The sequence below is a fragment of the Nicoliella sp. ESL1149 genome, assembly GCF_058107265.1.
Genome location: NZ_JBYLUE010000002.1, coordinates 507,361 through 521,264 on the forward strand (window position 1 = coordinate 507,361; position 13,904 = coordinate 521,264).

The following is a 13,904-nucleotide window of genomic DNA, read 5'->3' on the forward strand; positions in this document are numbered from 1 at the left end:
GGAATCGAATTAAAATTCGATTCCATTTTTTTATCTTTTATCAACGATTTGAATTCCGCGATCAATCTCACCATCAGAAGATAATAACGTCAATTGATTGGCTAAAACATCTAATTTCAAATTGTCCTCATCCAAATAAGTTCCAGAGTACCCCTTATAGTAAAAGTCACCGATATTAGTCTCTAATTTATCATCGTACCCCTTTGCTTCTGCATCGGGAGCAACGGCAATGACATCGAAATCAATATCCATTGAACAAGAACCTTCTTTTGAATAGTCCCCAACTCCATCATCTAAACTTAATAATAGTTTAGCTGGGCCTTGAATTTCTTTATTAATTTTTTGCTTTGCAGCATCAGTAACTGTCATTTTCATTATTAATAACCTCCTCGAATAAACACAGTATCAATAATACCAATTCTTTTATCCAAGTCAATTAAATTGCATACAAGTTAATTAATTATGCATATCATTGATTCCATCTAATGATTCTAATTTTCGCAATAAGCTTTCAAATTCCTGCCCACCTCGAATTCTATCATCATTAACAATAACCCGATGAAGCGGGACAACCATCATAATCGGACAAGTTGCTAATGCATTGATAACTGCATTCCGATTTCCAATCTTAATTTGATTCATTAATTGATTCAAATCAATTGTTTTTCCATATTTGATTTGTTGAACTGCATGCCAAACCCTTTGTTCAACCTCATCTCCAACATTATCAAAATCTAGTTGCAATTCAAAATCCATTCGTTGCCCCATGAGGTATTCATTAATTTCTTGTTTACACTTAGCAGTTCGTTGTTCTTGGTATCGAAACTCAAATTTTTCCTTAGAATAAAAATCAAAGACCTCAGATACCCCTACATTAGGATTGGAGATAAAGTTCAACCCGAAATCACTTACGGTAAAGAAAAATTTTTTATTATTAAATTCAAAGGTATCCCAATATATCCGTTTCATTTTATTCCTCTCATTTTCAAATTCACTTATTAATATTTTACCATAGTTTAATTCCATAGTTGTAAATCCAACTTGCGAATTGTCTTTTGTTAATAAAGCGATATAATAATTTATGAAAAAATATTTTTGTGAGGGATAAATATGAATCTATATTCGTATAAGTATTTAACGCAGAATTTTAATTCTGCAAACTTAATTATGTTAATTGCAATTATTATTTTTGCAATTGCCGTTCTCTTTTTTGGAATTATGTACTTAAAGGATCGTACTAACATTAAGTACCGAACCCCATTTATCATTGTTGCATTTTTTGTTGTCATGCTATTTGCTATCCAAGTCAGTAACATCTATGATCAATCAAATAGTAATGCCCAAAATAGTCAAACTGCTACAATCTTAAAAAGTATCAGCAAAAAAGAACATGTTCCATTAGATAAAATCTACGCTAATTCAACAACGTTAACGAATGGAATGACAATTAAGGCTGGTAATAAATATTATCAAGCTAATTTTAATAATGATTTTAGTGGATACAGTTTAACCCCAACTTCTTTAGTCTATAACAAACCTAATTATGTTGAACACCAAGGTTTTAACTTCGCTAGTATCTTGAACAATGAATATTTCGTCATTGGCTTAAAACTTTTAATTGGTTTTACCATGTTAGTAATTCAAATCAACTTGTCTGGTAAGGGAAACCTAATGCCTGCCAATGCAATTGATCAACTCCAAAACTATGTTTTAGGGGGAATTATTGGTGGAATGATTTATAGTCAGGCCGTCACGATCATTCAATTCTTTGTCGTTCTCTTAATTTGGTCGATTATTATTTTTGGAAGTAAACTTCTAATTCAGCAATCGAAGTTCTTTAAACGTGTCTTAACCGGAAATCCACAACCAATTATTCAGAATGGGAAAATCAACGTTGCCAAAGCACTTCAAAATGGAATGACCGGTGAAGATTTAGCATTTAAACTTCGTCAACAAAACGTTGCTAATTTTGAAGATGTTAAGAGTGGTATTCTGGAACAAAATGGTCAATTAACATTAACCGGATTTGGAACTGAATCATTAAGTTATCCTGTGATTACAGATACTAGAATCAACGAATCAGTTCTTAAACGTAATCACCATGATGATGAATGGTTAGAAAACGAATTGAAGAAGCAAAACAAATCAATTGATCAAATTTATCTTGGACAATTCATTGATGATAAATTAGTTTTAGTTAGTTACCCTGAACATAAAGCTAGCATTCACGAACGGTTATCAAAAATGAATAAAGACATCTAAACAAAAAGATTGCGGTGATAAACCATCGCAATCTTTTTTATACATAAAAATAAATCGAAAAATACATCAAAATCGTTCCAGCTAAAACGAATATATGCCAAATTACATGGCCAAAAGGAATCTGTTTAAAACTATAAATAACGGCGCCTAATGTAAAGGCAATCCCACCTTCTAATAGGAGGGAAAAACCAGCCCAGCCAAGACCATCAATCAATTGTTTGATTCCTAAAACACATAGCCATCCCATTAGTACGTATATACAGGTAGAAGCGACTTTATAACGTCCCATCCAAATTGATTTATAAACGATCCCCATAATCGTTAATGTCCAAATAATGCCAAATAATGTCCAACCAAGCCAGCCACCAATTGTAACTAAACAGTAGGGTGTATAGGTCCCAGCAATTAATAAATAAATGGCTGAATGATCAAAGATTTGAAAAACATGTTCAGCAGACGTAAAAAATAGGCTATGGAACAACGTGGAGGCGAAATAAAACAAGATTAAAATTGCCCCATAAATTGAAAACGTTGTTATTCGCATCGCGCCTCCCTCATGAGCTCCATGAACGATTAAAACAACTGCGCCTGCAATACTAAGTAAAATCCCTAAGCCATGAGTAATAGCACTAAATATCTCATTAATGATTAAATATTGTCGATTTTTTGCTAAATCTTTCATATTTATCGATCCCTTTATTATTGAATAACTTATTATAACAAAAAAAGCACTTCTGAAAATCAGAAGTGCTTAATTAAATTAATTTTAGTACCAGTTAGTACTTAACCAGTGCTTTTTAGCATTAGCCCATGAACCATAACGACTCTTAACATATTTATCAGCAGCCTTTTCTTGATTCAAAGCTGAATAGTTACCGTGTAATAAACTTGTCTTTAATTGGTACTTACCATAGTAAAGACCATTGTGAGCAGAATATGAACCATGTGATTCATGACTTGCAATCCACTTCTTAGCGGCTGCATTACTTGATGATAATTTTTGATTTAATTTAGCAATTGCTTTCTTTTGATAAGCACTGCTTGTTTTCTTTTGGTTTAATTTAATACTTACATTAGTAGCAGCGGATGCACTAGTATTTGAACTCACAGCAGTTGTGCAAACGAATGCAACGGCCATGGTAACGATAGTAAGAATGATTGCTAGTGACTTATTAATTTTCATTATATTATTTCTCCCCCTAAATATGTAACAACAGTTAATACTTTAACAATCCCATCTTACGAGAAGATTAGAGAAATGTTACAGAAATGTTAAAGAGTATTGCATTTTGCAATGAATTCCGTTTGACGATGAAATTAGTTTTGTGATATAGTTAGTTACATCAGTAATTAACTAGTTAAAGGAGAAAGTTATGTATACTCTTAAAATTAAAGATTTAAATAAGTATTATGGACGAAATCAAGTCTTATTCAACGTTAGTTTTAACATTCCACAGGGTAAAATCGTTGGTCTAATTGGTCCCAACGGTGCTGGAAAATCAACCATCATGAAAACAATCGTTGGATTAACTAACTATAAAGATGGTGATATTCAAATTAACGGGATTCATTTGGACGCTCATCATCGAAAAGCTTTAAAAAACGTTGGGACTATGATCGAAACCCCCGCTCTTTACGATAATTTAACCGGGTATGAGAACTTAAAGTTATTTAATGAAGGTAAATTTAATTCCCAAGAAATGGATCAAATTGCAAAAGAAACCCAAATTGATCAGTTTTGGCATAAAAAAGCTAAAAAATATTCATTAGGAATGCGCCAACGATTGGGGATTGCACTTACCATGATCAATCATCCCAAGTTGTTGATTTTAGATGAACCAATGAATGGATTGGATCCCCAATCAACCCATGATTTACGAGATTTATTATTGAAGTTAGCTCAACGTGGCATTAGTATCCTTATTTCAAGTCATTTATTAGATGAATTAGCTCGAATTGCTGATGATTATGTTGTCATTAATCATGGACATGTAATTAAACAAGCTAAAGCGAGTGCTTTCTTGAATAATGATGAAAAGCAAATCATGATCAATACAAGCGATAACACTAAGGCGCAACAAGTTTTAGTTAACAGTGGCCTAAAAGTTACCCTTAATGATCATAAAATCAATATCATTAATCATGCTGATAACTTAAACCAAGCCTTGGTTGCTTTAGTCCAAAATAACGTTCAGATCAAGGATGTAAATAGTCAACAAGCCGACTTAGAAACAACATTATTAAAAACTTTAAATCAAAATAATCAGGAGGAAGCATAATGTTTACCTTATTAAGACAAGAAAATTATAAATTAATGAAGGGCAAAACGATTAAAGTAACATTTGCAATAATGATTTTATATCAAGTTTTAGTCATGTTCTTAACTAAGAAATACAATTTTATGAGTGTTAAAAGTTATTTCATCGAATTGGGAAACGCTGATCAAATCATTGCTTTAATGATGGTCATTGTTGCAAGTACCATTATTACTAATGAATTTGTTAATAAAACCATCAAAAACCTATTGGACAGACAGTTCAGTAGAGGTCAGGTCTTCATTAGTAAATTATTAGCATTAATTGAAGTGTATGTATGTTTAAATCTTTTAAACCTCATCATGACTGGCATTGCCAAGTTAACAGTATTTAGTAAATTTGATTTTACTAGTAGTATTACTCATGAAATGTTCAAAACTTTAGGTGCTGATTCACTATACGTATTAATTCTAATTAGTTTAGTAATTTTAATCAGTAACATTGCTAAGAGTTCCGGTGGAGCAATTGGAATCGGGGTTGCATTCATTTTCGCTTCTCAAATTATTAGTCAGTTATTGACCCTTGTAATTAAAAAAGTTAATTTTCTAAAATGGAATCCTTTCAACTTCTTCCAAGTTAATAGTCAATTAGAATATGGAAAAGCATTTCGTACTTTAACAAAATTAACGGATAATCAAATGATCATCGGAACGATTATTTATGCCATCATTTTCTATTTAATTGCATACTGGATTTTCCAAAAACGAAACATCTAAAACATCAAGTCATAAAAAAAGTTTGAACCATTTAATTAATTATGGTTTAAACTTTTTTTAGTATATTGATTCCTACTTGTTTCGTGGTAAACTTATTGGCATGTAGAATTATTTTTAAGGGAGCCCTTTTTATGATTGGTCTGTTATTTAAGGAATTATTTCGCAAATGGAAATTAATCATTCTATTTGTCATCATTACAGTAGCCTATGCTTTTTTAATTGGATATTTTGGAAAGCATAATAATTTAATTATTGCTGGTAATTATTTAAACACGATGGGATCTTCAAGTTCCCTCATTTCATTTATGATGATGGTATTTGCTAGCTTAGCGTTTGCCGGGAATAAAACGCGAAATGCATTATTTAAAGCTGGTGAAAAGCACAGCACATTAGCAATCTTCATTGCTCAAATGCTATCGATTGTAATCGAATATCTAATTTTGACTGCCGTAAATGTTGGAACCGTAATCTTTACCTACTATGATATTTACAAAAGTAATGTTATTAGTGTTCACCACTTAAAAGTATTATTAACCGCGATCCATGCAAATGCTTACTACATGTTCTTAGTTCTTCCATTCATTATTTTAATTACACTTGGTATCAAGAGCAGTATCAGGGCAGTCGCAAGTGGAGTGGCAACTGGTTATGTTAGTCAACTATTAGCATGGCCATTTATGCTTTGGATCTATAGAATTCGGTTCTTAAAATGGAATCCTTTCAATCCAATGATGATTCAAAGCCAAATTGTTAGCCCCATCAACCATACATTAACAAAATTGCACAATAATGAGGCAATGGCTGGGGTCATCATTTATGGAATCATCTACCTTTGTTTAATTCTTTGGATTTTTGGCCGGCGCCAAAAATTTCATAAGCTCCAAAATAATTAATTGACTGATATATCTGGTGTGATAGAATGATGATACAGTACATTAATGACAGAGGGTGACATGAATGGAATATAGTACCGATCTGAACAATATGTTATGTTTTCAAATCTCCCGTGCCCACCAATTGTACAATAAGTTTTATCAAGACACTTTAAAGAAGTTTAATTTAACTTATGTTCAATATGTAACTCTTCTTTCACTTTGGAAGGAAGATAACGTTACAGTAAATCACCTTAGTGGTGAGTTAGGTTTGACAAATGGGACGCTTACCCCACTACTAAAACGGCTTGAAACTGCCGGGTGGATCGAACGGAACCGTGATAAACGTGATGAACGACGCGTGTTGGTATCCCTTACTACACATGGTAAAGATATGCAAAAAGAAGTTGTTCCTGCTGTAAACACTTGTTTACAAGCATTATCTTATAATAAGGAACAATATCGAGAAGCACTCGATGCCATCGCCGATGTTCAAAGACGCTTAAAAACCGAAATTAATGATCGAAAATAAAGACATCCTTTCAAGGGTGTCTTTTTATTATCCCATTTTGGGTTTAAAATAAAGATATTGTGGTTTGTATCTTTTTTTCAATCATGATAATATTTTAGAACGGCAATCAGTCGTTAGATGATTTATCATCTAGAAAAAATTTAATAAGGTGGGATCTTATCAATGGCAAACAAAGATGAAGAACTAGAACGTAAGCTATCACCACGTCACATGCAAATGATTGCATTAGGTGGAACAATTGGTGTGGGATTGTTTATGGGTTCTGCTTCTACAATTAGTTGGACTGGGCCTTCCGTGTTATTGGATTATGCTTTAGCCGGTCTGTTCCTGTACTTTATCATGAGAGCATTAGGTGAAATGCTGTATGTCCATCCAATTAGTGGTTCGTTTTCTCAATTTGCAAGTGTCTATATGCACCCAGTTTTTGGTTATTTAACCGCTTGGAGTAACATTTTCCAATGGGTACTGGTTGGAATGAGTGAAGTTATTGCAATTGGAACGTATTGTAATTTCTGGTTCCCTCACTTACCCGGTTGGGTTCCTGGAATTATCGCTTTAGTTTCCTTAGCTCTTGCCAACTTAGTTTCAGTTAAGTCTTTTGGCGAACTAGAATACTGGTTCGCATTAATTAAAGTTATTACAATTATCTTGATGATCGTTGCCGGCTTAGGAGTTATTCTCTTTGGTTTCGGAAATGGTGGTCACCCCGTTGGTTTTAGTAATCTTTGGAAATACGGATTCTTTGCTGGTGGTTTAAAAGGCTTCCTATTTGCTCTTGCCATTGTTTTAGGATCATACCAAGGGGTTGAATTAATCGGGGTTACTGCTGGTGAAGCTGCTAATCCTCGTAAATCTATCGTAGAAGCAATTCAATCAACAATTGGTCGAATCTTAATCTTCTACATTGGTGCAATTTTCGTTATCGTTACCGTTTATCCTTGGGACAAGTTAGGCGAAGTTGGTTCACCATTCGTTTCAACTTTTGCTAAGATTGGAATTACTTCAGCTGCAGGAATCATTAACTTTGTTGTCTTAACGGCTGCATTGTCTGGTTCTAACTCAGCAATCTATAGTTCTAGTCGAATGACTTACCTTCTATCTCAAGAAGGTAAGTTACCTAAGAAATTCTTGCGATTAACCAGTAGTGGAGTTCCATTCTATACTGTTCTAGCCGTAACTGGTGGGATTTTCATTGGGGTTATCTTGAATATTGTTTTACCATTATTCATGCATGATGCAGATAAAATTTTTGTGCTAGTTTATAGTTCCAGTATTTTACCTGGAATGGTCCCATGGTTCGTTATCTTAGTTAGTGATATGAAATTCAGAAAAGAATTAACTCCTGAACAACTCAAGAAACATCCATTTAAGATGCCTTTGGCTCCATACACCAACTACATTACATTGTTCGTATTAGCTGTTACCGTTGTCTTTATGTTAATTAATGACGATACTAGAATCCCGGTTATTATTGGGGCAATCTTCTTAGCATTAATGACCGTTCTTTACTTCACTAGATATTATAAAGAAGATAAAGAAAAAGGCATCGATAAATCTAAGATTTTTAGAGACGATGTTTAAATTCCAAAAATAAATTTAATTCAAAACAGTTGTCTGTATAAAATAGACAGCTGTTTTTATTTTATGCACATTTTCTTGACGCCAAAACAAAATTAAGTGTACAATGTAATTAATATTTAAATGAGGTTGTGTGAAATTTATGTCAAAAGATAATAAGAAACTAAACCGAAGCCTTAGTCCTCGTCATATGCAAATGATTGCATTGGGTGGAACGATTGGAGTCGGTTTATTTATGGGTTCTGCATCAACGATTGGTTGGACTGGACCTTCCGTTCTATTAGATTATGGAATTGCTGGTATTTTCCTATACCTAGTTATGAGAGCATTAGGTGAAATGGTTTATGTTCATCCCGTTACTGGATCATTTGCCCAATTTGGAGACATGTACATCCACCCAGTTGTTGGCTACCTAACCGAATGGAGTAATGTTTTTCAATACATTGTTGTTGGAATGAGTGAAGTGATTGCCATTGGAACCTATTGTCACTTCTGGTGGCCTAACTTACCAGGCTGGATTCCTGGTTTAGTTGCTATTATTTCCCTTTGTGTTGCTAATTTGATTTCCGTTGGAGCATTTGGGGAATTAGAATATTGGTTCGCATTAATTAAGGTCGTAACAATCGTATTGATGATTATTGCTGGACTAGGAATCATCATCTTTGGTTTTGGTCACGGAATGCATCCCGTTGGAATTAGTAACATTTGGAAGTACGGCTTTTTTACTGGTGGTGTTAAAGGTTTCTTCTTCGCTCTTTCCATCGTTTGTGCTTCTTATCAAGGGATTGAATTGATTGGAGTCACTGCTGGTGAAGCAGAAAATCCTAAAAAATCATTGGTTGAAGCAATTCAATCAACAGTTGGACGGATTTTAATCTTCTATATCGGAGCAATTTTTGTTATCTTAAGTATTTATCCATGGGATAAATTAGGTGAAGTTGGTTCCCCATTCGTTTCTACCTTTGCTAAATTAGGAATTACTGCCGCAGCTGGAATCATCAACTTTGTTGTTCTAACTGCTGCTTTATCTGGAACGAACTCTGGAATTTACAGTGCCAGTCGGATGTCATACTTATTAGCAGAACATCACCAATTACCTAAATTCTTCTTGAAACTTAACAAACATGGGGTGCCATTCGTATCCGTCATTGCCATTTCATTAGGAATTTTCATCGGAGTCATTTTAAACTTCATTCTCCCACTCTTCTTTAAAGGGGCCAATGAATTATTCGTTATGGTTTACAGTTCCAGTGTTCTTCCTGGAATGGTCCCATGGTTCGTAATTTTGATCAGTCAAATTAGGTACAGAAAACTTCATCCAGAAGAAGAAAAGGATCATCCATTTAAGATGCCTTTATCTCCAATTAGTAATTACGTAACAATCTTCTTCTTACTGCTTACATTAATTTTTATGTTCTTTAATGATGAAACTAGAACTCCACTATTAATTGGAGTTGCATTCCTAGTTATCATGACCATCATTTATTTCACTACTCATCATGGTAAAGAAGCTAAAAATTAATAATTAACAATAAAAAAGCGACCTTATTGGGTCGCTTTTTTTGATATTAAATTATGTTATTAGTTAACCAATTTGCCATTTGTTTAGAATCATCAGCAGTAACCGCAGCCATATATTTCTTATAATCATTCTTATTATTGGGATTAATAACTAAATTAAGGCCCTTTTGCTTAGCTAATATTCTAATAAAGAGCCGATTAGTTCTTCCATTCCCTTCTCTAAACGGATGAAATTCATTTATATCTAAAGATAAATGAGCTAAATCATTAATCAAAGACACATTGGAACTATATTTGGTCTTTATAATGGCTTTGATGTTCCTGTTAAGGTATGGGAGTGCTAAATCAAAACGTTGATATTGGAAAAAGGAATGACCAGCTTTTTCAAAATTACCAGTGCGATAATTACCTGCCCATGAATATAACTCTTTGAATAATTGATAATGGATCTGGTTCAAATCTTCAACGTTAGTTATTTTATAGGTGTCCATTAATTGATGACTCACTTTAACAACTAATAAATTCTCAACTTCTTTTAACCGTTCTTCATCATGAATATTATATTTATTAATTAGAGTATGATCATCATATTCGGTATCTGATATCCAACTCATGTTAGTTCTCCTTAAATTTAGCTCTTAATTCATCTAAAAACTTTGGTGTAGATTGATCAAACGAAGCTTTTAACATTATAATATCTTCTTTAATAGGATGATATCCTTCATAAATATTCGACAATGTTGAGTCACGGGCATCCCAATAATCATTTTCATTTTTGAACTTCACACCCATAATCGTTAGTTCTTTTAAACTTGTTCGTTCGATAAATCTTGTTTCTTCTTCAGCAGGAGAAATGTCATTAGTTTCTGCACAATGAATTAAAATATTGATATCAACATCAGTATATTTACAAATATTGATTAAAAATTCTAAAGATCTTTGCTTAAAATCATTCCTTAAAGCATTATCAATAGTCTTATTAGGCACATTTAATTGATTAGCTAACTCAATCGGATCAATCTGTTTATCTGAATTTTTTTCCAAAATTGCCCTTAATGTCATTTTCATTTTAATAATCTCCTTAGCAATTTGAAAAAGTTCGAAATAAATTATTCATTTAATAATTGTTTCAAATTCTTCAATTTTGTCTTTAAGATAATAAAGTTAAATATCAAAATGACTCCTGCTAATATAAAAACAGCCCGATAGCCAAAATAATTAGAAATAATCCCGCCACCTAATGAACCAATCACGGCCCCAATTGCTTGAGCTCCTTGATTTAAACTAAACGCCATTCCTGTTAATTCATCTGGAGTTCCCTTAGCATAAACGGTTTGGATCGATGGAAATACGGCTGCATTCCCAATCCCATTGATGAACCGAAAGAAACCGAGCATAATGATTCCGGTAGCTAGTCCCTGTGGGAAGTAAGATAAGAGCATTACAACGAACCCAATTAACAAAACCCGGCTGGCCCCATGTCGATCTCCATAGTGACCTATAAACGGTGATGTTATGACCATCGCAATCCCTGGTAAAGCGGCAATCAATCCAGATACAACTGCAATTGGACCATGATTATTCATCAACTGCTTAACGAACAACGTTAGAATCGGAAATACAAAATTAACAGCTGCTTGAACAATCATTGTAATTACAAGCATCCAGATAACTAATCCTTGGTTCGGAAATTGTTTAAAAATCTTTAACCCAGTTGCGTCCACGTGATTAGGATCTGGTTTAAAGTTTTCCGTTACTGAGGTAAAAGTAAGGATAAAGAAGCTAAAAAGTAACGCTCCAGTAATCATAAATGTTAGTCGAATCGATAAATAGTTAACCAATAATCCACCAAAAATAGGTCCAATCAGAAAACCACTGGTATATCCGGTCGATAATAAACTTAATGAGTATTGAGCCTTATTCCGGGGGACCTGAGTCGCGATTAATGCAATTGAATTGGGAATCACTCCATCAAAAAATCCCTGTAGTAATCTCAATAAAATAAACTGCCACACGTTAGTTACAAACGCCATTAAAAAAATGGAAATCGCAGAACCTAACGATGTTTGAAGAATCATTCGTTTCCGACCGTGTTGATCAGCAAAACGTCCCCATAATGGTGCGGTAAAAGCCACCACTAAAAAAGAAGCTGCATATACGATTCCACTCAATAATGATAATTGTCCATGATTAAAGTTTCCCAGTTGAGTAATATATAACGACATAAATGGGATTACTTCATTAAAAGCTAGTCCAGTAATGAACGTTCCAAATAATAAAATGTATAGATTTCGTTGCCATTTGTCTTTCATTCAAATACTTCCTTTCAAATAAGAAACGGTAATAAGATCGAAACATCTTATTACCGTTTCTTATTAAATTTTAATCAATTTCTTTTTCGTACCCATTTACCAATACTAATGAATTATCATCCTGATGATTTTCAAAACGACGGTGAAGTAAACTAATGTAGTATTCAATCAAATAGCCCACCGTCATTTCCTGGTGAAAATGCTTTTGAGCTTCTTCACGATGGTGGTCAAAATTATCAAGGAACACATTAATATCCTTATCTAAAAAGGTATCATAAGGTTCTTCAGCATCAAAAGTTTCACTATCCGGATGGAAGGAATCATATTTTGCAATATACAAGCCTTGATTTTCAGCCTTATATTGACTTTGGTAAAGTAATTTATATAACTCTTTTTTATCAACATCTTTAGCATATTGAGCTAAAGTATCATCGTTAATTCCACTATCTGGAACTTCAACGATCCATTTATTTTTCTTGGGCATTACAAGTCCTCCTCATTCGTTTCATGGCTGTTCCAACGTAATGAAGGAACCTTCCATACAATTAATAACAAGTTCAATGCTAACACGATTGCATTGAAAATAAAAACCCCACTATAATCAAATAGATTTGAAATAAATCCACCAATTATCGCACCAATGACTGCTCCGAACGCTTGAGCCGATTGGTTCAAACTAAATGCCATCCCCGTTAAATTGGCGGGCGTATTCTTAGCTAACAACGTCTGAATTGTAGGATATATCGCTGCATTGGATGCTCCGACTAGAAACCTTAAAATACCCAGAATTATAATACTAGTCGTTAAAGCTTGCGGGAAGTATAAGATTGCTGAAGCAAATAAACCAAATAAAAGGATTTTATTAGTTCCTTTTAAATCACCCATTCGGCCCCAAAACGATGAGGTCATGAACATCGAGATTCCTGGCAAAGAAGAAATAATTCCCGCCACAACGGTAATTGGTCCTCGATTATGCATTAATTCTTTAACTAACAAACTAATAATTGGATAAATTGAATATAATCCCATTTGGACAATAATCGTTGAACCTAATAACCAACGCGTAAATGTTTTGTTAGGAAAACCCTTCAATAAATGCCAATCAAACATTGCCGTTTTATTTGGATTGGGATTGTGATAGTGTTCGTGAACGAAGAATAATGTTAAGAAAAATGATGATAATAACAAGACACCCGTAATCAAAAACGTGATTCGAATCGTAAAGATTTGAGCAAGAAAACCACCTAAAATCGGACCAATTAAATTTCCACCAATATAGCCAGTTGTAATGACACCCATTGCATAACCCTCATGCTCTTTAGGCGTTTCTGTAGCAACCAAAGCAGTTGAATTGGGAATTACTCCCGCAAAGAAACCTTGTAATGTTCGCAATAAAATTAACTGCCACGCATTCGATACTAACCCCATGAGCCCAATCGTGATTGCTGATCCCAATGATGTTTGAAGGACCATTCTTTTTCGACCATGACGGTCAGCAAACCGACCCCAAAAAGGAGCAGTGATTGCAACAACCAAAAATGATGCAGAATAAACAATTCCACTTAAAATTGATAGTTCACCACGACTATAATGGCCAAGTTCACTGACATATAAAGATAGGAATGGAATTACTTCACTAAAACCAATTCCGTCAATAAATGTTCCGAACCAAAGGATCCAAAGTGTTTTTCGCCAACTATCTTGCGCCAATATCGGTCATCCTTTCAAAAACAATATATTTTTCATTATAGCACACAAAAAAGAAACCCCATCCTTGATGAGGTTTCTTTTGCGTT

Annotated in this window: 16 protein-coding genes; 7 read left to right on the plus strand and 9 right to left on the minus strand. The window is 33.8% G+C overall.

Annotation, left to right across the window (positions count from 1 at the left end):
- Positions 1-30: 30 nt before the first annotated feature.
- On the minus strand, positions 31-375 hold the full coding sequence (locus AC3B6G_RS02725; RefSeq protein WP_489848900.1) for an iron-sulfur cluster biosynthesis family protein: 345 nt from the start codon (positions 373-375) through the stop codon (positions 31-33).
- Between the two features lie 81 nt (positions 376-456).
- A complete protein-coding gene (locus tag AC3B6G_RS02730) occupies positions 457-969 on the minus strand; it encodes a methylated-DNA--[protein]-cysteine S-methyltransferase (protein ID WP_489848901.1) in 513 nt (170 codons plus the stop codon).
- Between the two features lie 141 nt (positions 970-1,110).
- Here AC3B6G_RS02730 and AC3B6G_RS02735 point away from each other — a divergent pair, with 141 nt between their 5' ends.
- Positions 1,111-2,262, plus strand: coding sequence for a DUF3290 family protein (locus AC3B6G_RS02735; protein ID WP_489848902.1), 1,152 nt, complete (start codon positions 1,111-1,113; stop codon positions 2,260-2,262).
- Between the two features lie 37 nt (positions 2,263-2,299).
- Here AC3B6G_RS02735 and trhA read toward each other — a convergent pair whose 3' ends face one another.
- Positions 2,300-2,944 (minus strand): PAQR family membrane homeostasis protein TrhA, encoded by a 645-nt coding sequence (gene trhA / locus AC3B6G_RS02740; RefSeq protein WP_489848903.1) that lies wholly within the window; start codon positions 2,942-2,944, stop codon positions 2,300-2,302.
- An 84-nt stretch (positions 2,945-3,028) separates the two neighbouring features.
- Positions 3,029-3,445, minus strand: a complete 417-nt coding sequence (locus tag AC3B6G_RS02745) for an aggregation-promoting factor C-terminal-like domain-containing protein (protein ID WP_489848904.1) — start codon at positions 3,443-3,445, stop codon at positions 3,029-3,031.
- A gap of 190 nt (positions 3,446-3,635) precedes the next feature.
- On the opposite strand from AC3B6G_RS02745, the gene AC3B6G_RS02750 reads away from it, so the two are divergent.
- From AC3B6G_RS02750 to AC3B6G_RS02775, 6 genes are all read left to right on the plus strand, one after another.
- Positions 3,636-4,541 carry an ABC transporter ATP-binding protein gene (locus AC3B6G_RS02750; RefSeq protein ID WP_489848905.1) on the plus strand — a complete coding sequence of 302 codons (906 nt, stop codon included), beginning with the start codon at positions 3,636-3,638 and terminating at the stop codon, positions 4,539-4,541.
- Complete coding sequence (locus AC3B6G_RS02755) at positions 4,541-5,293, plus strand: DUF2705 family protein (protein WP_489848906.1); 753 nt, start codon at positions 4,541-4,543, stop codon at positions 5,291-5,293. Before AC3B6G_RS02750 ends, AC3B6G_RS02755 begins: the two co-directional genes overlap by 1 nt.
- 131 nt (positions 5,294-5,424) lie before the next feature.
- Positions 5,425-6,186 carry a hypothetical protein gene (locus AC3B6G_RS02760; protein WP_489848907.1) on the plus strand — a complete coding sequence of 254 codons (762 nt, stop codon included), beginning with the start codon at positions 5,425-5,427 and terminating at the stop codon, positions 6,184-6,186.
- Between the two features lie 64 nt (positions 6,187-6,250).
- On the plus strand, positions 6,251-6,697 hold the full coding sequence (locus AC3B6G_RS02765; protein ID WP_489848908.1) for a MarR family winged helix-turn-helix transcriptional regulator: 447 nt from the start codon (positions 6,251-6,253) through the stop codon (positions 6,695-6,697).
- Positions 6,698-6,859: 162 nt separating this feature from the next.
- Positions 6,860-8,278 (plus strand): amino acid permease, encoded by a 1,419-nt coding sequence (locus AC3B6G_RS02770; protein ID WP_489848909.1) that lies wholly within the window; start codon positions 6,860-6,862, stop codon positions 8,276-8,278.
- Between the two features lie 139 nt (positions 8,279-8,417).
- Positions 8,418-9,797, plus strand: coding sequence for an amino acid permease (locus AC3B6G_RS02775; RefSeq protein ID WP_489848910.1), 1,380 nt, complete (start codon positions 8,418-8,420; stop codon positions 9,795-9,797).
- A gap of 46 nt (positions 9,798-9,843) precedes the next feature.
- On the opposite strand, the gene AC3B6G_RS02780 is transcribed toward AC3B6G_RS02775, so the two are convergent.
- The 5 genes from AC3B6G_RS02780 to AC3B6G_RS02800 form a co-directional block, all read right to left on the minus strand.
- The gene (locus tag AC3B6G_RS02780) at positions 9,844-10,410 is read right to left on the minus strand and encodes a Fic/DOC family protein (RefSeq protein WP_489848911.1); all 567 of its coding nucleotides are present in this window, start codon (positions 10,408-10,410) and stop codon (positions 9,844-9,846) included.
- Between the two features lies 1 nt (position 10,411).
- The gene (locus AC3B6G_RS02785; RefSeq protein WP_489848912.1) at positions 10,412-10,864 is read right to left on the minus strand and encodes a hypothetical protein; all 453 of its coding nucleotides are present in this window, start codon (positions 10,862-10,864) and stop codon (positions 10,412-10,414) included.
- A 41-nt stretch (positions 10,865-10,905) separates the two neighbouring features.
- Complete coding sequence (locus AC3B6G_RS02790; RefSeq protein WP_489848913.1) at positions 10,906-12,108, minus strand: MFS transporter; 1,203 nt, start codon at positions 12,106-12,108, stop codon at positions 10,906-10,908.
- A 70-nt stretch (positions 12,109-12,178) separates the two neighbouring features.
- A complete protein-coding gene (locus AC3B6G_RS02795) occupies positions 12,179-12,592 on the minus strand; it encodes a hypothetical protein (protein WP_489848914.1) in 414 nt (137 codons plus the stop codon).
- Entirely contained in the window at positions 12,592-13,821 is a 1,230-nt protein-coding gene (locus AC3B6G_RS02800) for an MFS transporter (RefSeq protein WP_489849559.1), read from the minus strand. Before AC3B6G_RS02800 ends, AC3B6G_RS02795 begins: the two co-directional genes overlap by 1 nt.
- Between the last annotated feature and the right edge of the window lie 83 nt (positions 13,822-13,904).

What these genes read in the sequence shown, in the direction of transcription:
- AC3B6G_RS02775 (WP_489848910.1), top strand. Translation starts at nt 8,418, where the DNA reads ATGTCAAAAGATAATAAGAAACTAAACCGAAGCCTTAGTCCTCGTCAT.
- AC3B6G_RS02770 (WP_489848909.1), top strand. Translation starts at nt 6,860, where the DNA reads ATGGCAAACAAAGATGAAGAACTAGAACGTAAGCTATCACCACGTCAC.
- AC3B6G_RS02760 (WP_489848907.1), top strand. Translation starts at nt 5,425, where the DNA reads ATGATTGGTCTGTTATTTAAGGAATTATTTCGCAAATGGAAATTAATC.
- AC3B6G_RS02755 (WP_489848906.1), top strand. Translation starts at nt 4,541, where the DNA reads ATGTTTACCTTATTAAGACAAGAAAATTATAAATTAATGAAGGGCAAA.
- trhA (WP_489848903.1), bottom strand. Translation starts at nt 2,944, where the DNA reads ATGAAAGATTTAGCAAAAAATCGACAATATTTAATCATTAATGAGATA.
- AC3B6G_RS02780 (WP_489848911.1), bottom strand. Translation starts at nt 10,410, where the DNA reads ATGAGTTGGATATCAGATACCGAATATGATGATCATACTCTAATTAAT.
- AC3B6G_RS02790 (WP_489848913.1), bottom strand. Translation starts at nt 12,108, where the DNA reads ATGAAAGACAAATGGCAACGAAATCTATACATTTTATTATTTGGAACG.
- AC3B6G_RS02725 (WP_489848900.1), bottom strand. Translation starts at nt 375, where the DNA reads ATGAAAATGACAGTTACTGATGCTGCAAAGCAAAAAATTAATAAAGAA.
- AC3B6G_RS02735 (WP_489848902.1), top strand. Translation starts at nt 1,111, where the DNA reads ATGAATCTATATTCGTATAAGTATTTAACGCAGAATTTTAATTCTGCA.
- AC3B6G_RS02730 (WP_489848901.1), bottom strand. Translation starts at nt 969, where the DNA reads ATGAAACGGATATATTGGGATACCTTTGAATTTAATAATAAAAAATTT.
- AC3B6G_RS02750 (WP_489848905.1), top strand. Translation starts at nt 3,636, where the DNA reads ATGTATACTCTTAAAATTAAAGATTTAAATAAGTATTATGGACGAAAT.
- AC3B6G_RS02745 (WP_489848904.1), bottom strand. Translation starts at nt 3,445, where the DNA reads ATGAAAATTAATAAGTCACTAGCAATCATTCTTACTATCGTTACCATG.
- AC3B6G_RS02795 (WP_489848914.1), bottom strand. Translation starts at nt 12,592, where the DNA reads ATGCCCAAGAAAAATAAATGGATCGTTGAAGTTCCAGATAGTGGAATT.
- AC3B6G_RS02785 (WP_489848912.1), bottom strand. Translation starts at nt 10,864, where the DNA reads ATGAAAATGACATTAAGGGCAATTTTGGAAAAAAATTCAGATAAACAG.
- AC3B6G_RS02765 (WP_489848908.1), top strand. Translation starts at nt 6,251, where the DNA reads ATGGAATATAGTACCGATCTGAACAATATGTTATGTTTTCAAATCTCC.